18 protein-coding genes are annotated in these 17832 nt (G+C 71.1%); 14 read left to right on the top strand and 4 right to left on the bottom strand.

All coding sequences use genetic code 11. The features are described from left to right. Positions 1–54: 54 nt before the first annotated feature. Positions 55–429 carry a cupin domain-containing protein gene (locus tag ACWEMY_RS16910; RefSeq protein WP_452390764.1) on the bottom strand — a complete coding sequence of 125 codons (375 nt, stop codon included), beginning with the start codon at positions 427–429 and terminating at the stop codon, positions 55–57. A gap of 70 nt (positions 430–499) precedes the next feature. Between ACWEMY_RS16910 and ACWEMY_RS16905 the strand changes: the two genes are divergently transcribed. Together ACWEMY_RS16905 and ACWEMY_RS16900 are read left to right on the top strand one after the other, a co-directional pair. Next, positions 500–961 carry a MarR family winged helix-turn-helix transcriptional regulator gene (locus ACWEMY_RS16905; protein WP_375937197.1) on the top strand — a complete coding sequence of 154 codons (462 nt, stop codon included), beginning with the start codon at positions 500–502 and terminating at the stop codon, positions 959–961. A gap of 207 nt (positions 962–1168) precedes the next feature. Continuing rightward, a complete protein-coding gene (locus tag ACWEMY_RS16900) occupies positions 1169–1399 on the top strand; it encodes a hypothetical protein (protein ID WP_375937200.1) in 231 nt (76 codons plus the stop codon). On the opposite strand, the gene ACWEMY_RS16895 is transcribed toward ACWEMY_RS16900, so the two are convergent. Beyond that, complete coding sequence (locus ACWEMY_RS16895; protein ID WP_452390763.1) at positions 1400–2824, bottom strand: amidase; 1425 nt, start codon at positions 2822–2824, stop codon at positions 1400–1402. It lies immediately after the preceding gene. Positions 2825–2923: 99 nt separating this feature from the next. Then, positions 2924–3598 carry a hypothetical protein gene (locus ACWEMY_RS16890; protein ID WP_452390762.1) on the bottom strand — a complete coding sequence of 225 codons (675 nt, stop codon included), beginning with the start codon at positions 3596–3598 and terminating at the stop codon, positions 2924–2926. Between the two features lie 127 nt (positions 3599–3725). Here ACWEMY_RS16890 and ACWEMY_RS16885 point away from each other — a divergent pair, with 127 nt between their 5' ends. The 10 genes from ACWEMY_RS16885 (at position 3726) to ACWEMY_RS16840 (ending at position 14172) form a co-directional block, all read left to right on the top strand. Further along, positions 3726–4985 (top strand): ATP-grasp domain-containing protein, encoded by a 1260-nt coding sequence (locus ACWEMY_RS16885; RefSeq protein WP_452390761.1) that lies wholly within the window; start codon positions 3726–3728, stop codon positions 4983–4985. Further along, a complete protein-coding gene (locus ACWEMY_RS16880) occupies positions 4982–5809 on the top strand; it encodes a hypothetical protein (protein WP_452390760.1) in 828 nt (275 codons plus the stop codon). Before ACWEMY_RS16885 ends, ACWEMY_RS16880 begins: the two co-directional genes overlap by 4 nt. Then, complete coding sequence (locus tag ACWEMY_RS16875; RefSeq protein WP_452390759.1) at positions 5806–6840, top strand: PLP-dependent cysteine synthase family protein; 1035 nt, start codon at positions 5806–5808, stop codon at positions 6838–6840. The genes ACWEMY_RS16880 and ACWEMY_RS16875 overlap by 4 nt, the downstream gene beginning before the upstream one ends. Next, positions 6837–8177, top strand: a complete 1341-nt coding sequence (locus tag ACWEMY_RS16870; RefSeq protein ID WP_452390758.1) for an MFS transporter — start codon at positions 6837–6839, stop codon at positions 8175–8177. Before ACWEMY_RS16875 ends, ACWEMY_RS16870 begins: the two co-directional genes overlap by 4 nt. 57 nt (positions 8178–8234) lie before the next feature. Next, positions 8235–9188 (top strand): GHMP family kinase ATP-binding protein, encoded by a 954-nt coding sequence (locus ACWEMY_RS16865; RefSeq protein WP_452390757.1) that lies wholly within the window; start codon positions 8235–8237, stop codon positions 9186–9188. Continuing rightward, on the top strand, positions 9185–10000 hold the full coding sequence (locus tag ACWEMY_RS16860; RefSeq protein WP_452390756.1) for an ABC transporter ATP-binding protein: 816 nt from the start codon (positions 9185–9187) through the stop codon (positions 9998–10000). Before ACWEMY_RS16865 ends, ACWEMY_RS16860 begins: the two co-directional genes overlap by 4 nt. Then, entirely contained in the window at positions 9997–11076 is a 1080-nt protein-coding gene (locus ACWEMY_RS16855) for a FecCD family ABC transporter permease (protein ID WP_452390755.1), read from the top strand. Before ACWEMY_RS16860 ends, ACWEMY_RS16855 begins: the two co-directional genes overlap by 4 nt. A gap of 26 nt (positions 11077–11102) precedes the next feature. Further along, complete coding sequence (locus ACWEMY_RS16850) at positions 11103–12074, top strand: ABC transporter substrate-binding protein (protein ID WP_452390754.1); 972 nt, start codon at positions 11103–11105, stop codon at positions 12072–12074. Next, positions 12071–12613 carry a GNAT family N-acetyltransferase gene (locus ACWEMY_RS16845; protein ID WP_452390753.1) on the top strand — a complete coding sequence of 181 codons (543 nt, stop codon included), beginning with the start codon at positions 12071–12073 and terminating at the stop codon, positions 12611–12613. Before ACWEMY_RS16850 ends, ACWEMY_RS16845 begins: the two co-directional genes overlap by 4 nt. 89 nt (positions 12614–12702) lie before the next feature. Continuing rightward, positions 12703–14172, top strand: a complete 1470-nt coding sequence (locus ACWEMY_RS16840; protein WP_452390752.1) for an AIM24 family protein — start codon at positions 12703–12705, stop codon at positions 14170–14172. A gap of 57 nt (positions 14173–14229) precedes the next feature. Here ACWEMY_RS16840 and ACWEMY_RS16835 read toward each other — a convergent pair whose 3' ends face one another. Continuing rightward, complete coding sequence (locus ACWEMY_RS16835) at positions 14230–15516, bottom strand: hypothetical protein (protein ID WP_452390751.1); 1287 nt, start codon at positions 15514–15516, stop codon at positions 14230–14232. A gap of 379 nt (positions 15517–15895) precedes the next feature. Here ACWEMY_RS16835 and ACWEMY_RS16830 point away from each other — a divergent pair, with 379 nt between their 5' ends. Continuing rightward, positions 15896–16453: a hypothetical protein gene (locus tag ACWEMY_RS16830; RefSeq protein ID WP_375937242.1), complete on the top strand. Its 558-nt coding sequence runs from the start codon at positions 15896–15898 to the stop codon at positions 16451–16453. A 110-nt stretch (positions 16454–16563) separates the two neighbouring features. After that, positions 16564–17709, top strand: coding sequence for an acyl-CoA dehydrogenase family protein (locus tag ACWEMY_RS16825; RefSeq protein WP_336082884.1), 1146 nt, complete (start codon positions 16564–16566; stop codon positions 17707–17709). Positions 17710–17832 lie beyond the last annotated feature (123 nt).

The raw sequence follows: 17832 nt of genomic DNA, 5'->3' as shown, positions 1-17832 counted from the left end.
TGTTCGGGTCACCGAACTTTCAAGTTCAAGGCCCGAAACAGGGCTGTTGACGGCTCAGGATGCCCAGGGCGGGGTGAAGGTCGAGCCGTCGGGCAACTCGGCAGCGAACCCCGCCCGCACGGTGACGAGCAGCGCCGCGGGCACCCGTCCCGCGTTGGCGAGGGCGATGGTCGCGCCCGCCGGGGCGACGGCGGCGTCGCCGGGACGCAGGTCGGCGGATTCGCCGTCGACGGTCAGCGTCACCTCCCCCGACAGCAACACGAAGGCTTCCTCGCCGAGGATGCGATGCGGCACGCCGGTGGAGCCGGGCGTGACCTCGGTCTGCCAGACGCACAGCTCGGCGCTGCCGACGCCGGGGCGGATGAGCGAGGTGAAGCGGGCGTTGTGGACCTCGTGGACGGGTGCGTCGGCGGCGCGGACGACAGGCATGGATCTCTCCGATCAGTCAAGCAACTTGCCTATATAGTCAATCTGGTTGACTATCTTGTCAAGTGCCACAATGGCTGTCGTGCCGACGAATCCGCCGCCCACCGGCGACCTTCCGCTGCTGTTGCTCGCCGCGGCGGCCGAGGTGAGCCGGGCGGTGCAGGACGGTGTCGCCGCTGCGGGCTTCCCCGACATCCGCCCCGCGCACGGTTTCGCCTTCGTGCGCATGGCGCCCGACGGGGCGACCGTGGGTGAGATCGCCGAGCATCTGGGCGTCACCAAGCAGGCGGCCAGTCAGCTGGTCGAGGAGCTCGTGACCAAGGGCTACGCCGACCGCAATCCCCATCCCGACGACGCGCGCGCCCGGCTGATCACCCTCACCGAACGCGGCTGGGCGTGCACCAGAGCCGCCGACGCCGCGCTCGCCGAATTCACCCGCGGCTGGGGCGAAACGCTCGGCGCGAACACGCTTTCGCAGGTCAGGCAGGCGCTGGCAAAAGTCGTCACGCCGGGACGCGTGCGCCCCAATTGGTGAGGCGTAACCCTTTCGCCGATCTTCGCGATGCCCAGGCGAATACCTGTTAATCGGAAGAACAGGATTTTCAAAAAGACCACCGTGTCGAGACGGTGCGCGGCATACTCGGGTTCGAGCGGTGACGCGCCACCGCGGCCACCCGGACCAGCGGTCCGGGGAGCGCTCTCGTCACACACCTCACCGTTCCTCGCGATCCCCGGAGGGTCCATGTCCTCGCTTGCCACCGTCGACTCGGTCGACACCATCACCCGTCACAAGTACGAGCGGTTGCAGTACACCGGCTCGGCCGGGGTCGTCACCTCGCTCGAGGACGCGCGCCTGGTCGAGCGCTGGCGGCTCGACCACCCCGGCTGGACCGGGGAGCACTGGGCCTTCGAGGCCGGGACCGCCAGCCCCGGACGGCTGCGCCCGATCAATGTGGCCGCGCGGCCGAACTGATCAGGCGGCGCCCGCGGCGGCCGGACGGTCGACGATCCTGGGGAAAGGGCTCGTCGCCTCCAGCTGATAGGCCAGGTCGAGCAGGGTCCGCTCGTCGCCACGGCGGGCGGCGAGCTGGACCGAACCCGGCAGACCCGCGGGCAGCAGGCCGTGCGGCACCGAGATGCCCGGCCCACCGCCGACATTGTTGAGCGGAGTGAACCCGACGTAGTCGACCAGCTTGGTGAACAGTTCCTCGAAGGGCTGCCCGGGTGCCAGCTCACCGATCCGCGGCGCCGGATGCGAGAGCACCGGGGTCAGCAGCACGTCGACCTCGGCGAAATGCCGGTCGTAGGTGGCCGTTCCCGAACGCAGCCGCCAGGTGGCCGCCGCGGTGGCGAACGGGTTGCGCTTGACCAGGCCGATCAGGCCCTTGGTGAACGGATCGAGTTTGCCCGCGTCGAAATAGCCGCGGTGCCCGATCCGGAACGACAGCGTCATGGCCGCGGCCATCACCGCCCAGTACTGCTTGAAGTCCTCGACGAAGCGTGGGTCCACGTCCAGGCGCATCTCGACGATCTCGTGGCCGAGGCCGGTGAGCACGGCCGCCGCCGAATCCAGCACCGTCGCGTTGTCGGGGTGGACCGGGCGGCCCAGCACATCGGCGGTGATCAGCCCGACGCGCAGGCGGCGCGCGGTGGGTCCCTCGACCAGCCCGACCGGCGGCAGCTTCGGATTCGGCGCGAACTGCTCGACCGCGGCCAGATAGTGCGCGGTGTCGCGGACCGAGCGGGTGAGCACGCCCTCGGTGACCAGCTGCACCGGCAGGCTGCGCGCGCCGGGCTGGTCCAGCAGCCGGTTGCGGGTGGTCTTCAGCCCGACCAGGCCGTTGGCCGCGGCCGGGATGCGGATCGAACCGCCGCCGTCGTTGGCGTGCGCGATCGGCACCACACCGGCCGCGACCAGCGCCGCCGACCCGCCCGAGGACGCGCCCGCCGAGTACTCCGGATTCCACGGATTGCGGGTCGGTGCCCGGCCGACGAACTCGGTACTGGCGGTGAGACCGAACTCCGGCAGCGTCGACTTGCCCAGCACCACCACGCCCGAATGCAGGAACTGCGCACCCGGTCCCCCGGTGGCGGTGGCGGGGTGCGGGGTGAACGCCGCCGACCCGTGGCAGCTGGGCAGCCCGGCGATATCGGTGTTGTCCTTGACGAAGGCCGGGACCCCGGCGAACACGCCCGCCGTCTCCGGTGACGCGGCGGCCCGCTCGAAACACCGCACCTGGACGGCGTCCAGACTCGGATCGACCCGCTCGGTGCGGGCCACGGCCGCCGCGATCACCTCCGCCCGCGTCACCTCGCCCGCCCGCAAGGCCCTGGCCACCCCGACGGCGTCGAGCGTGCCCAGTGCGTCATCGGTGAATCCATGGACCGCAGAGCTCATAGCCGCAGCGTAATCCGCCGGGGCGGCCCTTCGCGGCGGTAACGAGATTCCACAGCATTCCCTCAGTCCCGCGACGGACCCCGCCGCGGGACCGGTCGCCTACTTCGCCGGAGCGGTGAAGGGCTGGTTGATCGTGGTGAAGTACTGGATGGCCGCACCGACCGCCACCGGCGCGGTGATGAAGATCTGGCCGGCGACCGCGCCCAGCGAACCCATGGCGAGCACGCCGCCGATGCAGCCGACCGCGGCGGCGGGGATGAACGGGCCGAACAGGCCGACGATGGTGGCCGAGGCGATGGTGGCCCCGGCGATCCCGCCGAGCACGCAGCCCACGGCCGCGCCGCCGAGGCCGCCGACGAGGGTGCCGATGGCGGCGCCGAGGCTGATGGTGCTGGTCATGCGCGACCAGGCGGCCTGCTCACGGTCGTACTCGGACTTCCACGGCGCCTTGTCCTCGAACGGCAGGGCGACCGGCTTGTAGACGGCCTCGGCCATGTCCAGCTGGGGGGTCAGGGTGGCCTTGCCGCCGCTGATCTCGGCCGCGATCGGGAACTGGAAGTCGTCGAGGGTGAAGGTCAGCGGGGTGGCCGCGACCACCGTGCCCGCCCGGTCACGCACCTGGAGGGCGCCGTCGGCTACGACCAGGTCGCCGTGCTCGATCTCGATGATCGAGGCGGTGTCGGTGGCGTGCGCGGTGAACGAGACCGGCTGCTCGGGGGCCTGCGCCTGACCGGTCCCGGCCGTGACGGTCAGCGCCGCCAGCGAAAGAGCCATGGGCGCAACGATTTTCCTCAACAACATGCGTTTTCCTCATCAGGTTCCGGTCGAACGGATGCTCGACTATCGACATATTAACGATAATGGTTATCATTTACACCTTGATGGAGGGCTTGGAGGACACGTGGGACATCTACTGATGGTGGAGAGCTGGGTCGGCTCGATGAGCAGCCTGCTCCCGGCTGGTATCGCGGACAGCGGACACCGGTTCAGCTTTCTGACCAGGGATCTCGGGCACTATCTGCGCACCGCGAGCACGCATCCCCATCCGCTGCTGAGCGCGGAGAACGTGTTCACGGCCGAGACCAACGACGAGGCGGCGCTGCTGCCGTTCGTGCGGGATCTGCACGGCGTCTTCGGTTTCGACGGCGTGCTCACCTCCTGCGACTACTACCTGCCGACGGTCGCCGCCATCGCCGCGGATCTGGGCCTGCCCGGTCCGGGCCGAGCGGCGGTCGCCGACGCCTGCGCCAAGGACCGGACCAGGGAGGTGACCCGGGCCGCCGGGGTGGCGGGCCCGGACTTCGCCATCGCGCGGGGATGGGACGAGATCGCCCTCGCCGCGAAGGAAATCGGCTATCCGCTGGTGGTGAAGCCGGTCGACCTGTGCGGCGGGATGTTCGTCACCCTGGTCGCCGACGACGACGAGTTGCGTGCCGCGGTGGACCGGATCGCCGCCTTCGGCGTGAACGCGCGCGGCCAGCGGCGAGCACCGCAGATCCTGCTCGAAGAGTGCGTGGACGGCCCGGAATTCAGTGTGGAGACGGTGACCGCCGGCGGCCGGACCACCGTGATCGGGGTGACCGACAAGCAGCTCACCGGCGCCCCGGCCTTCATCGAATGCGGGCACATGTTTCCCGCCGCCCTCTCCCCCGCCGACACCACGGCGATCACCGATCTGGCGGTGGCGGCGGTCGAGGCGCTCGGTCTCGATGCGACGGTGGCGCACACCGAGATCCGGCTCGGCGCGCGCGGCCCACGGCTGATCGAGGTGAACCCCCGCCCGGGTGGCAATCGGATCACCGAACTGGTGCGCCGGGTCACCGGCATCGATCTCACCGCTGTCCAAGCCCAGGTGGTGACGGGCGCCGTCCCCGATCTCACACCGCGCGAGACCGGTATCGCCAGTGCGGCAGTGGCATTCGCCGTGCCCGACCGCGCGGGCACGCTGACCCGGATCAACGGCACGGATGGCTGGGCCGACGACTCGCGGATCGTCGAGCATCGCCTCGCCGACCCCGGCACCGTGGTGCGCCCCGCGACCGACAACAACAGCTATCTCGGCCATGTACTGGTCACCGACGAGAACCCCGGCACCGCACGTGATCTCGCGCGCGCACTGATCGACGATGTCCGGTTCGAGCTCGACGGTGGTGCCGCGTGATCGACTCCACCCTGCGTCCGGCCTCGGTGGACGACCTGCTCGCCGCCGCCCGCGACGGCCTGCTCGGGCCCGACCCCGCCACCCTGCGCGCCTCGACCGCGTTCCGCACCAGCTACGGCACCCGCCACCCGGGCCGCACCGGCGGCTACCGCAACGAGGTGCTCAGCATCCGGGTCGGGGCCGCCGTCGGATCGTGTGGTGTCGAACCCGGTTCGGCCACCGGCGAACTCGTCGACGACTGTGTCGCGGCCACCGTGGCCGAGCTGCTCGACCACCCGTCGCCACCGGTCCGTATCGCCGCGCTCGACGCCTATCTCCTGCACAGTTGTCCCCATCCGCGCGCCGCCGGAATCGAGGGGACGCCGGTGGTGATCGAGGGGCCGACCTCGCTGACCAAATCGCGCCGCCGCGCCGAGGTCGTGGTCGATCTGCTGCCCGGCGATGTCCGCCGGGTGCTGGTGGTCGGGGTGGTCGGGTCGCTGCTGGCCGAGTTGCGGGACCGGTCGATCGGGTATCTGCCGTGCGATCTGGCGGGCGGGGTCACCGAGTGGGGTGAGCCGGTGTTCGAGTCGGTCGAGGCCGCGCCGGACGACTATGACGCGCTGCTGGTCACCGGAATGTCGCTGGGTAACGGCAGTTTCGACGAGTTGCGGGCCGTCGCGCTCGCACGCGGCCTGCCGCTGGTGCTGTTCGCGCAATCCGGCAGCGGCGTGCTGCCATGGTTCCTCGGCAGCGGGGTGCACGCGGTCTCGGCGGAGCCGTATCCGTTCTTCTCCCTCGACGGCGGATCCAGCACCATCCTCACCTATCGGGAGCGGCGATGACCGCGCCCCAGCCCGCCCTGCTCGAGCTCATCGGCCGCACCCCCGTCGTCCGGGTTCCGGCCGGAACGAACTGGTACACGGCCAAATTGGAGTCGGCGAGCATCGCCGGGATGAAGGCACGCGCCGCCGTCTCGATGCTGCGGGCCGCCGCGGCCCGCGGTGATCTGGCGCCGGGCGCGCCCATCATCGAATCCACCAGTGGCACCTTGGGCATGGGACTCGTGCTGGCCGGTAAGGCACTCGGCCATCCGGTGGTGCTGGTCGTCGACGATGAACTGGAACCCGATCTGCGCGCGCTGTTCTGCGCCTACGGCGTGCGGTTGGAGGTGGTCACCGAACAGCATCCCGTGGGCGGCTGGCAGCAGGCCCGGCTGGACCGGCTGGCCGAGCTGCGGGCCGCGATACCGGGCGCGTACTGGCCCGACCAGTACGACAACCCCGACAACGCGGGCGGCTATCGCGCGATGGGTGAGGAGATCCTGGCCCAGGTCGAGCAGGTCGATGTGCTGGTCGCCTCGATCGGGTCGGGCGGCCATTGCGCCGGGCTTACCCGTGTCCTGCGCACCCGCTGGCCCGCGCTGCGGGTGATCGGGGTGGACGCGGTCGGCTCGCGGATCTTCGGCCAGCCCGACCGGCGCAGGCTCATGCGCGGGCTCGGCAGCAGCATCCTGCCGCGCAATGTGGCCTATCCCGATTTCGACGAGGTGCACTGGGTGGGCGCGGCCGAAGCGGTGGCCTCGTGCCGTCGGCTGGCGGCGGCCACCGGACTCGCGGGCGGCTGGAGCACCGGTGCGGCCGCGCTGGTGGCGGGCTGGGCGGCCGAGCGCGCGCCCGGCAACCGGGTGCTCACGGTGTTCCCCGACGGGCCGCACCGCTACCTGCGCACCATCTACGACGACACCTGGTGCCGGGCCAACGGCCTGTTCGCCCCAGCCGCCACCGAACCGGCGACCGTCGCCACACCCGACCACGAGGTGCGCGGCTGGGGCCGGTGCACGCTGGTCCGCGATCCGGCCGGGGTGCGCGCGTGAGGGAATTCGCCGCGCTGCCGTGGGCTGTGCGGCTGCTGTTGATGAACCATCTCGTCGGCCATATCGGCTTCTACCTGCTGGTTCCGTTCCTGGCCGACTATCTGCTCGACGACCTGGCCCTCTCGGCGGCCGTGGTCGGCATCGTGCTCGGCGTGCGCAATCTGAGTCAGCAGGGGCTGTTCCTGGTCGGCGGTTCGGCGGCCGACCGGCTCGGTGCGCGCGGGGTGATCACCGCGGGGCTGGCCATCCGCGCGATCGGCTTCGCGCTGTTCGCGGTCGGCGGCTCGCTGCCGGTGGTGCTGGCCGCCGCGGTGCTGACCGGTTTCGCGGGGGCCCTGTTCAATCCGGCCGTGCGCGCGCTCATCGCCCGTGACAGCGGCACCCGCTCGGCCCAGGCGTTCGCGCTGTTCGCCGTGTTCGGCAATGCCGGTGCCGCGATCGGGCCCGTGGTGGGCACGGTGCTGATCGCTGCGGGTTTCCGGATGAGCGCGGTGGTGGCCGCGGCGATCTTCGCGGTGCTCGCGGTGCTGCAGTGGGCGCTGCTGCCGGTGCGTCCGGTGCCCACCCCCACCGCCGGGCTCGGCGCCGATTTCGCGACGGTGTTCACCGACCGCCGGTTCTGGGCGTTCGCGCTGGCGCTGATGCCGATGTTCGCGTTGCAGAGCCAGATCTATTTCCTGTTCACCCTGCAAGCCCAGGACAGTGCCGCGCCCGGGCACGGGCCGGCGGCGGTGGCCGCGTTGTTCGTGGTGGAGACGATCGCGGTGGTGGCCTTGCAGGTGCGGGTCACCGCGGTGCTGGCGCGCTCGCCACGGCGTGGTCCGGCGATGGCTGCGGGCATGGCCGTCATCGGCGCGGCCTTTCTCATCCCGCCCGCCTGCACCGGGCTGATCGGCACCGTGGGAGACGGGTTCGCGGGCACCGCGATCCGGGTCGCGCCGGTGGTGCTGGCCGCCATCGTGCTCGCCCTCGGCGTGACCGCGGCCCAGCCCTTCGTCAACGAGGCCATCGGCCGCTTCGCCGACGACCGGCTCACCGGCACCTACTTCGGCGCGTTCTACCTGGCCTCGGGCCTGTGCACGGTCGCGGGTACCGCCCTCACCGGCGCTGTCCTCGACCGCACCGGTGGCGCGCTGAGCTGGCCGCCCGCCCTGCTGTGCGCGGGCGCCGGAATGGCCTCGGCCCTCGCCGTTCTCGCCCTGCATCGACGAAACCTGTTGCCCGCCGCCGAGTCTCCCCCGTCCCCGGACACTTCGCACTCCACGCCCCCTCCGAAAGGTCAGCACCCCGATGACTGCTCCGCACCCCACGGCACCCGGACCGGATTCCACACCTGAAGGCACCTCCCCTACCGCCGAGGTGGCGATCCGGTCTGGCGCCGGGTCGGTCGCGCGATGACGGTGATCCACCCACCGCGCACCGGGACCGGAAGGGCGGTCGGTAGCTGCGGTGAGCTGCTCCAGGGCGTCACCGAGCACGACCGGCACTTTCTCGTCACACTGCCCATCCGGGGCGGGTCGATCGCCGTGTTCGAGCCGGGACCCGAGCCCGTCAGTGTGGCCCCGCCGCACAAGTTCAAGGCCCTGCGGCTGGCGAAGGCGATGGTCGCTCGTTCGCGCGTGCTGCGCGGTGGACGGCTGACCCTGCGCGGCGACCTGCCCGAGGGCAAGGGGCTGGCCAGTTCCACCGCCGATCTGGTCGCCACCGCCCGCGCGGTCGCCGACGCCGAACGCAGGCCGCTGCCGGTCGCCGAGATCGAAGCCGATCTGCGGGCCATCGAGCCGTCCGACGGTGTGATGTATCCGGGCACGGTCGCCTACTGCCACCGCGAGGTGCGGTTGCTCGCCCGGCTGGGGACCCTGCCCGCGCTCACCATCGTCACCGGGGACGAGGGCGGGCTGGTCGACACCGTCGAATTCAACCGCAGCGAACCGTGTTTCAGCACTGCGACCAAGCGTGAGTACAGTGCGCTGCTGGCCGAGTTGAGCACCGCCGTCACCCGCGGTGACCTCGCCACCGTCGGTGCCGTGTCGACGCGCAGCGCGATGTTGTGTACGCGGACGCGGCCGCACCTCGAGTCCACGATCACGGCGACGCGCGCGCTGGGTGGTCTCGGCGTGGTCGTGGCCCACAGCGGGACAACGACCGGCATCCTGCTCGCCGAGGACGACCCGCACTACCGCGCGAAACTCGCCGGAGCCCAGGCGATCTGCGCCGAGTTCGCCTGCGCGACCGGCATCCATCACTCGTGGCGACCGGCAGCGCGACCCACCGCGCGCCCGCATCCCGTCGACCACACCGCCCACCCGGCGCACCCCGCCGTCCTCCCCGGGAGTCCTCCGTCATGATCACCGTCGACCAGCTCCGCTTCTCCTACGACGGGCGAATCACCCTCGACGACATCACCTTCCACACCGAGCGCGGCGAGACCGTCGGGCTGATCGGGCCCAACGGGTCGGGCAAGTCGACACTGCTGCGGCTGATGTACCGCGCGCTGCGGCCCGCGGGCGGGACGGTGGTGATCGACGAGACGCCGGTGCAGGCTCTGCGCGGGCGCGAACTGGCCGCGCGGCTGGCCGTGGTCGCCCAGGAATCCCCGCCCGATACGCCGGTGACGGTGGCCGAGACCGTGCTGCTCGGCCGCTCGCCGTGGGTCGGCGCGTTCCAGGGCTATTCGCGGGCCGACCGGATCGCCGCCGCGGCCGCCCTCGAACGGGTGGGCGCCCGCGCGCTGGCCGACCGCGCCTACGCCACCCTGTCCGGCGGTGAACGCCAGCGCGTGCTCATCGCCAGGGCGCTGGCCCAGCAGGCCGACCACCTGCTGCTCGACGAACCGACCAACCACCTCGACATCCGCTACCAGCACGAATTGCTCGGCCTGGTCCGCGAACTCGCCACCACCACGACCATCGTCGTGCTGCACGAACTCAATCTCGCCGCGCGCTACTGCGACCGGCTGGTGTTGCTCGACGGGGGTCGCATCGTCGCGGCGGGACCGGTCGAGGAGGTGCTCACACCGCGCGTCCTCGAGCCCGTCTACGGCATCACCGTGCGCCGGACCAGCGCGTTCGGTGCCGTCCAGCTCCTGTTCGGCCCGGCCGCCGAGCTCCCCGCGGACGAACCGGTCGACCCCACCCTGCGAAAGGCCACCGCCCGATGACCACGACGCTGCTCGACGACCCCGGCGTCGACGACCTCGACCACGCGGGCCACCGTGGCCGCACCCGCTGGTGGATCGGCGGACTCACCGCCGCACTGGGCCTCGCGGTCGTGCTGGCCGCCGGGCTCGGGCCGGTGACGGTCCCGCCCATGACGGTGCTGCGGATCATCGGCGGGCACACCGTCGGCCTCCCGGAGGTCGCCGACTGGAGCACCGCGCAGGACTCCATCGTCTGGCTGGTGCGGGTGCCCCGGGTGCTGCTGGGCGCGCTGGTCGGGGCCGCGCTGGCGGTCAGCGGCGCGGTGCTGCAGACCGTGGTGCGCAATGTGCTGGCCGACCCGCACATTCTCGGCGTCACCTCGGGCGCGTCCACCGGGGCCGCGGTGTATCTGCTCTTCGGTGTCACCGCGGCGACCACGACGGCGGCGCTGGCGGCCAGCGCGTTCGCCGGCGCGCTGGCCGCGACCGTGCTGCTGTTCGTGATCGCCCGGATGAACGGGCAGCTCACCTCGCTGCGGCTGCTGCTGGCCGGGGTGACCATCGGCTACATCTTCGCCGCGGCCACCAGCTTCCTGGTCTTCGCCTCCGACCGGCCCGAAGCCGCCCGGACCGTGCTGTTCTGGCTGCTCGGCTCGCTGGCCTCGGCGGGCTGGGCCTCGGTGGCGACCACCGCGGCCGTCGTGGCGGCGGCCTGCCTCGCGGTGCTGCTCATGGCCCCGCGCCTGGACGCGCTGGCCGCGGGCGAGGACACCGCGCGCACCCTCGGCGTCGCCCCGCAGCGGGTGCGGCTGTGGGCGCTGCTGATCGTGGCGCTGGCGGTCGGTTCCGTGGTGGCCGTCGCGGGGGCGATCGGCTTCGTCGGGCTGATCGTGCCGCATGTCGCGCGGCTGTGCGTCGGGGGCACGCACCGGCAGCTGCTGGTGGTGAGCGCATTGCTCGGGGCGCTGTTCCTGGTGATCGCCGATGTGGCCGCGCGCACCGTGTTCGCGCCGCGCGAGCTGCCGCTCGGCATCGTGACCGCCGCCGTCGGCGCGCCCCTGCTGCTCGTGCTCATCCGCAGGCTGCGCGCGTCCTGAATTTCGCACTCCCCGAAAGGAACACCATGAACACCCTCCCGTTGCGCCGCCCGGCGATTCCCGCCTTCGCGCTGCTCACCAGCGTGCTGGTCGCCGGCTGCGGTACACCCGCGCCCGCCGCCACCGCCACGGCACCGGGCTTCCCGATGACGATCTCGAGCTGCGGACGCGATGTCACCTTCAGCGGCCCACCACAGCGGGTCGTCACGGTCGGCTCGGTGGCGGCGCCGCTCATCGCGGCCGCCGGTGCCGCCGACCACATCGTCACCCGAACCTTCGAGGCGGCCTCGTTCCCCGGCCAGTACGGCAAGGCTCTGGAAGGTATCGAGATCACCGCGCCCACCGCCGAACTCGCGCGCGAGGAGATCATCAACCGGACCCCGGATCTGGTGGTCAGCGTCGAGGGCCTGTCGGTGACGCCCGAAGACCTGGCCGCGGTGAACATCCCGCTGATCGTCACCCGCGGGTACTGCCGCGACGCCAAGGGCTCCCTCGACGACATCCTCGCCGACATCACCCTCTACGGAAAGCTCTTCGGCACCTCGGCCGCCGCCGACGCCGAGGTCAGCGCGCTGCGCGCCCGGGTGGACGCCGTCACCGAGCGGCACCGCGACGACAAGGCCCGCACCAAGGCGGCGGCGCTGATCATCTCCCGCGACGGCGCCCAGCTCAAGGCGTACGGCACCCAGAGCACCGTCGACGAGCAGATGCGCATCCTCGGGCTGGACAATGTCTACGGCGATGTCACCAAGCGCAATTTCGAGATCGGCACCGAAACCCTGCTGGCCCGCGATCCGGAGGTGATCATCCTGCTCACCCAGGGCGATCAGACCCCCGAATCGGTGCGCGCGGCGCTGCGGCAACGCACCGAGCTGGCCGGGCTGAGCGCCCTGCGCTCGGACCGGATCATCGTGGCGCCCTTCGGGTACACCGGTCCGGGGCCGGTCGCCGTCGAGGGGCTGGAAGTGCTCGATCGCGAACTCGGCGCGCTGCGATGACGGCCGTCGCCGCCGGATACCGGGTCCGGCTCGCGCGGGCCGAGGATCTCGCGGGTGCGCGCAGCGTCATGCTCGACACCTTCTATCAGGTCTTCGGCATCGGCTACCTGCCCGAATACCACCAGGACGTGATCGATCCGGACACCGCGTACCTGCGGCATCCGCGTAACCGGCTGTGGGTGGCCGAACTCGACGGCGTCGTCGTGGCCACCACCGCGATCCGCGCCCAGGGGCCCGCGCATCCGCCGCACCCGGCCGAACTCGCCGCGCGCTATCCCGACGAGACCACCGCCCAGCTGTTCCGGGTCTATGTGCGGCCCGAACACCAGCGGCACGGGCTCGCCACCCGGCTGGTCCAGGCCGCCGTCGCCCATGTGCGCGACACCCCCGCGTTCGACCGGCTCTACCTGCACACCGACGCGCGCACCCCCGGCGCACTGGAGTTCTGGCAGACCTTCGGCCGGATCGTGCACGACGCGCGCGGCCCCCACAGCGGGTTCCAGACCGTGCATCTGGAGATCGCGCTGGATCGCGGCTGACGCTGGCGCGGTCGCGGCACACACGGCACTATCGAGGTCGTGGAAGACTTCCGAATCGGACAAACCTCCCGTTCGCGGAGTGTGGTGTCGTGACCGCGCTGGCTCGTGGGGAGAACCGGCCCGCGCCCGGTGACCAGCTGACCGTGACCGTGGCCAGCTCGGCCTCGGTCGACGTGTCGGCCCTGCTGCTCACCGAGGCCGGGGTGGTGCGCTCCGACGCCGACTTCGTGTTCTTCAACCAGCCCACCGGGCCGGGCGTGGTCTACCGGCACGGCAACGGCGGCCCCGACGTGGTACAGGTGCGGACCTCGGCCCTGCCCGCCGACATCGACCGGGTGGTGGTCACCGCCAGCCTCGACGGCCGCGGCCCCGCCACCTTCGCCGCCGTCGGCCAGCTCACCGCCACCATCGGATCCGGTTCGGACACACTGACTTTCCCGATCTCCGGGCTGACCACCGAGAGCGGCGTGGTGTGCGTGGAGATCTACCGGCGCGGTGGCGGCTGGAAGGTGCGGGCCATCGGCCAGGGCTACGACGACGGGCTCGCCGGGATCGCGTCGGCATTCGGCGTGAACCTCGACGACGAACCCGAACCGGCTCCCCCGTCCCGCACCGACCCCACCGTGGCCTATCCGCCCTCCGCACCCCCTCCCGGGCAGTACCCACCCGCGCATCCGGGCCAGTTCGCGCCCCCGCCGGGCGCCCCTCCCGGTCGGTTTCCGGGCGGCCCGGCCGCGGCTCCGCACAACCCGCCGCCGCCGTACCCGGGCGGACCGGGTGTCCCGCCCGGACAGCACCAGCCTTCGTACGCCTCTCAGCAAGGAGCCCAGCCCGTGCACAGCGACCTGTTCGATCCCTCGCACGCCGAGGTCAACGGCCTCGGTATCCAGAAACAGGGCGGCAAGATGGTCAAGGTCGGCCTCAACGGGGAGGTGATGGCGCGGGCCGGGTCGATGGTGGCCTATCAGGGTGAATTGCAGTTCCAGGCCCTGGGTTCCGGCGGGATCGGGCGGGCCATCCGCCAGCACCTGACCGGGGAGGGTGTGCCGTTGATGAAGGTCAGCGGGCGCGGTGACCTGTTCCTGGCCAACAGCGCCGCCGACGTGCACCTCATCGATCTCGACGGCACCGACGGGCTCACCATCAACGGCGCCAATGTCCTCGCCTTCGACCCGACCCTGCAGTACGACATCGGCCGCGTCCAGGGCGCCGCGAGCTACGCCTCCAACGCGGGCCTGTTCAACTGCGTGTTCACCGGCCGCGGCCGCATCGCCATCACCACCCACGGCTCCCCGGTGGTCCTCAGCGTCGACCAGGCCACCTACGCCGACCCCAATGCCGCCGTCGCCTGGTCGTCGAGCCTGCAGACCGGCATCAAGCGCAACGACTCCTTCGGCCTGGGCCGCCTGATGGGCCGCAGCACCGGCGAGGCCAGCACCCTGTCGTTCACCGGCCGCGGTTTCGTCATCGTCCAGCCCTCGGAGCTGCCCCCTGGCGGCCTGATCGGCGGCACCGGCGGCGGCCAGCAGGCGGGCCACGGCGGCGGCCTGTTCGGCTGACGAAAAAGTCCGGCGGCACACCCTGGGGTGCGCCGCCGGACGATGGTCGATCGGGATCTAGGAGCCCGCGCGTTCCTTGCGGGCCTGGCGACGGGCCTCGCGCATGGCGTTGAGTTCCTGCTCCAGGCTCTCGGCGATGCGGAACTGGCCGGTGTCGTAGACATTGACCGGCTCGATGGCCTCGTAGCCGAAGTTGGCCTCCGCGAAGGCCTTCTCGACGCGCGCCTCGATGTCGGAGATGGTGCTCTTGCGGGCGGCGGGGACCGCGTCGGCGGGCTTGGTCGCCTCGGTGGGCTCGGCCGGCTTGGGCGCGGGCTCGGGCGCGGCGGCGGGCACCGTGGACTTCTTGGTGGCCTTGTCCGAGGCCGACGGCTTGCCGATGCCGAACCGCTTGCGCTTCTCGGTGGGGCGGCCGTTGCCGACCGGCTCGCTCGGCGTCCAGGCGGGCTCACGGGTGACGGGCACCGTGGGGGCGGTCGCGGCGGGCGGCTCCGGGCTCGACAGCCCGGGCATCGGCGGCTGATAGGTCAGGCGCACCGAGTCGGTGGGCTGCCGGTTGAGCAGGCTCTCGGCCGGATCGGGCATGTCCCGGATCTGGCTGGTCGCGCGGGTGATGGCCAGGCCGTAGCGCGCGCTGGCCGCGTCGTGGATGAGCAGCGCGACACCGATCATCACCGGCGCCACCGCGTGCACCGCGGCGTCGTACCAGCGCCCGTCGCGCACATAGGGATAGGTGTTGAGTGTGACGGTCAGGCCGAGCAGCGCCAGTTCGGCGAGCGCGACCTGGCGCCGGTTGTCGATGACGCCCCACTCGGCGACCTTGTTGGTGCCGACCATGATGATGATCAGGCAGACGCTGATCATCGCCTCGAGCAGATAGCTGAACCAGAACAGCGGATCGCTGGGCCCACCGGGCGCGATGTTCTGCTGGACGTTCACCGCCGACCACAGCATGCCCGCGCCGACGACGCCCGCCAGCGCTTTGAGCGACCACGACCGATGCCGGTACAGCGAAGCCAGCTTCGCGTGCGGGCTCGATTCGCGCCGCTGGGAGGCCATCGCCTTTCTGGCGAGCAGCAGATCTCGCATGTCGGCCTTCTCGATTGCTTCGGTGGTCTGTCGGGCGCGGTCGGAGGCCTGGGCCATCGCCTGGGTGTGTTTCCAGCGCTGTTCGCGATCCTGTTCACGGATGCGTTCGGCGAGTTCCCGTTCGGCGCGCAGCTCGTCTTCCGACAGCGCGTCGGTGAGCGCCGGATCGAATTGATAGGCCAGGCGCCCGCGCGCGCGTTCGACGCGCTGGGCGAGCTGGGTGACGTCGTCCTCGAGCGGAGTCTCGATGGTCATGCCACACCACCGCCCCGGCGTCGCGAAGGCAGGCGGGTGACCACACGTGTGAACGGCACACGCCATTCTTAGTCCATCCACCCTCGAGCGCGAAACCGATGCTCGGACACCGCTCCCCAGACACGGCGCGCCGCGCGCGACACGCGCAACAGATCCTGCGGATTTCGTGGGCTGCGAAGATAATCGCCGCCCGCCGCCGGGACCGGAGTTTCCGGCCGTTCGGTGCCCGACTGTTGCCGAACATCGTTCGTGTCCCGTGCGGGCCGGGCGTGTCGGTTCACCGGGCGACGTGGCCGCCCGCGCCATAGGGTAGGCCGAAACGGGGGGCCGCCGAAGGGGTTCGGGGCTCGCCCGCGAGATCGATTCCGAGGGTGGAGAATTGACCGAGTACACCGAGCCGGACCGCGCCGTCGCCGACCGGCTCGAGCCGTGGATCGCGCGCCTGGGCGCCGACCGCAAGGCCTACCAGCACCACGTCCTGCGCGTTCTGCGCTTCGCAGACCTGCTGTTCGCGCGCACCGGCGCTCCGGGACCGCCGCCGAGCGGACGCGAGGAGTTCGTCACCGCGGCCACCTTCCACGATCTGGGCATCTGGGCCGCGGGCACCTTCGACTATCTCGAGCCCTCCTGCGCGCTGGCGGGCGACTGGCTGATCGCGCACGGCCGCGAGGACCTGTCCGAGCTGGTCTGCCGGATGATCCGCGACCACCACCGGATCCGCCCGGCCGGTCGCGCCGCCGATCCGGTGGAACTGTTCCGCCGCGCGGATCTGATCGATGTCTCCTGCGGCGCGCGGCGCTTCGGCCTGTCCTTCGCCACCTATGTGGGCGTCGTCCGGCAGCTCCCGGACAGCGGTTTCCACCTCAAGCTCGCGGAGCTCACGATGCGCCGCGCACTCATCCATCCACTGTCTCCGCTACCGATGATCCGCTGGTGAGAGGCCATTTTCGCGATATTATTGTCACGGCGCCAATACTGGTGCACACTGGTAGCCGTAACCACCGGTCACATCTGGACCGGTGCTGTGCCGAGCCGTAAGGAGACTCGATGGCCGCCAATCGTTCCAGCTGGATGAACGAGGACCTGGACGCCCTGCGCGACCTCGCCCGCGCTTTCATGGCCAAGGAACTCGTGCCGAACATCGACAAGTACCGCGAGCAGCACCACGTGGACCGCGACCTGTGGAACAAGGCCGGCGAAGTGGGCCTGCTGTGTCTGTCGATCCCGGAGGAGTACGGCGGCGGTGGCGGCACCTTCGCCCACGAGGCCGTGCTCATGGAGGAGCAGGCCCGCGCGGTCGACACCTCGTGGGGCGTCAGCCTGCACAACGGCATCGTCGCGCACTACCTGCTCGCCTACGGCACCGAGGAGCAGAAGAAGCAGTGGCTGCCCAAGATGGCCAGCGGTGAGGTCGTCGGCGCCATCGCGATGACCGAGCCCGGCACCGGCTCGGACCTGCAGGCCGTCAAGGCCAAGGCCATCCGCGACGGCGACGAGTACGTCATCAACGGGTCCAAGACCTTCATCACCAACGGCGCCCAGGCCGACCTGATCATCCTGGTCGCCAAGACCGACCCCACCCAGGGCGCCGCCGGTGTCTCGCTGGTACTGGTCGAGGCCGACCGCGCCGGGTTCCGTCGCGGCCGCGTGCTGGACAAGATCGGCCAGAAGGGCCAGGACACCTCCGAGCTGTTCTTCGAGGACGTGCGCGTCCCGGTGACCAACCTGCTCGGCACCCAGGAGGGTCAGGGCTTCATCCAGCTCATGCAGCAGCTGCCGCAGGAGCGCCTGATCGTGTCGATGGGCGCGGTCGCGGGCATGGAGGTCGCCCTGGACCACACCCTGCGCTACACCAAGGAGCGCGAAGCCTTCGGCCGTCCGGTCTTCGGATTCCAGAACACCAAGTTCAAGCTGGCCGAGGTCGCCACCGAGGCGCGCATCGCGCGGGTGTTCATCGACGACTGCGTCGAGAAGCACATCCGCGGCGAGCTCGACATCCCCACCGTCGCCATGGCCAAGTGGTGGACCACCGACCGCGCCATGCAGATCGCCGACACCTGCCTGCAGCTCTTCGGTGGCTACGGCTACATGAACGAGTACCCGATCGCGCGCATGTGGGTCGACAACCGCGTCCAGCTCATCTACGCGGGCACCAACGAGATCATGAAAGAAATCATCGCCCGCAGCCTGTAGGTTCGCCGCACCCGATGACCTCGACCGGCCGCGCACAGCACCAGTGCGCGGCCGGTTGGCGCTGCGGGGCGGGCGGCCTATTCGGATTACGCCAGATTGGAATAGCACACGTCTGAACACCAC

This window comes from Nocardia sp. NPDC004415 (genome assembly GCF_053602435.1).
The sequence above is the reverse complement of the archived record's forward strand: the minus strand, read 5'-3'. Positions and strand labels throughout refer to the sequence as shown.

What these genes read in the sequence shown, in the direction of transcription:
- ACWEMY_RS16910 (WP_452390764.1), bottom strand. Translation starts at nt 429, where the DNA reads ATGCCTGTCGTCCGCGCCGCCGACGCACCCGTCCACGAGGTCCACAAC.
- ACWEMY_RS16905 (WP_375937197.1), top strand. Translation starts at nt 500, where the DNA reads ATGGCTGTCGTGCCGACGAATCCGCCGCCCACCGGCGACCTTCCGCTG.
- ACWEMY_RS16900 (WP_375937200.1), top strand. Translation starts at nt 1,169, where the DNA reads ATGTCCTCGCTTGCCACCGTCGACTCGGTCGACACCATCACCCGTCAC.
- ACWEMY_RS16895 (WP_452390763.1), bottom strand. Translation starts at nt 2,824, where the DNA reads ATGAGCTCTGCGGTCCATGGATTCACCGATGACGCACTGGGCACGCTC.
- ACWEMY_RS16890 (WP_452390762.1), bottom strand. Translation starts at nt 3,598, where the DNA reads ATGGCTCTTTCGCTGGCGGCGCTGACCGTCACGGCCGGGACCGGTCAG.
- ACWEMY_RS16875 (WP_452390759.1), top strand. Translation starts at nt 5,806, where the DNA reads ATGACCGCGCCCCAGCCCGCCCTGCTCGAGCTCATCGGCCGCACCCCC.
- ACWEMY_RS16865 (WP_452390757.1), top strand. Translation starts at nt 8,235, where the DNA reads ATGACGGTGATCCACCCACCGCGCACCGGGACCGGAAGGGCGGTCGGT.
- ACWEMY_RS16860 (WP_452390756.1), top strand. Translation starts at nt 9,185, where the DNA reads ATGATCACCGTCGACCAGCTCCGCTTCTCCTACGACGGGCGAATCACC.
- ACWEMY_RS16855 (WP_452390755.1), top strand. Translation starts at nt 9,997, where the DNA reads ATGACCACGACGCTGCTCGACGACCCCGGCGTCGACGACCTCGACCAC.
- ACWEMY_RS16850 (WP_452390754.1), top strand. Translation starts at nt 11,103, where the DNA reads ATGAACACCCTCCCGTTGCGCCGCCCGGCGATTCCCGCCTTCGCGCTG.
- ACWEMY_RS16845 (WP_452390753.1), top strand. Translation starts at nt 12,071, where the DNA reads ATGACGGCCGTCGCCGCCGGATACCGGGTCCGGCTCGCGCGGGCCGAG.
- ACWEMY_RS16835 (WP_452390751.1), bottom strand. Translation starts at nt 15,516, where the DNA reads ATGACCATCGAGACTCCGCTCGAGGACGACGTCACCCAGCTCGCCCAG.
- ACWEMY_RS16825 (WP_336082884.1), top strand. Translation starts at nt 16,564, where the DNA reads ATGGCCGCCAATCGTTCCAGCTGGATGAACGAGGACCTGGACGCCCTG.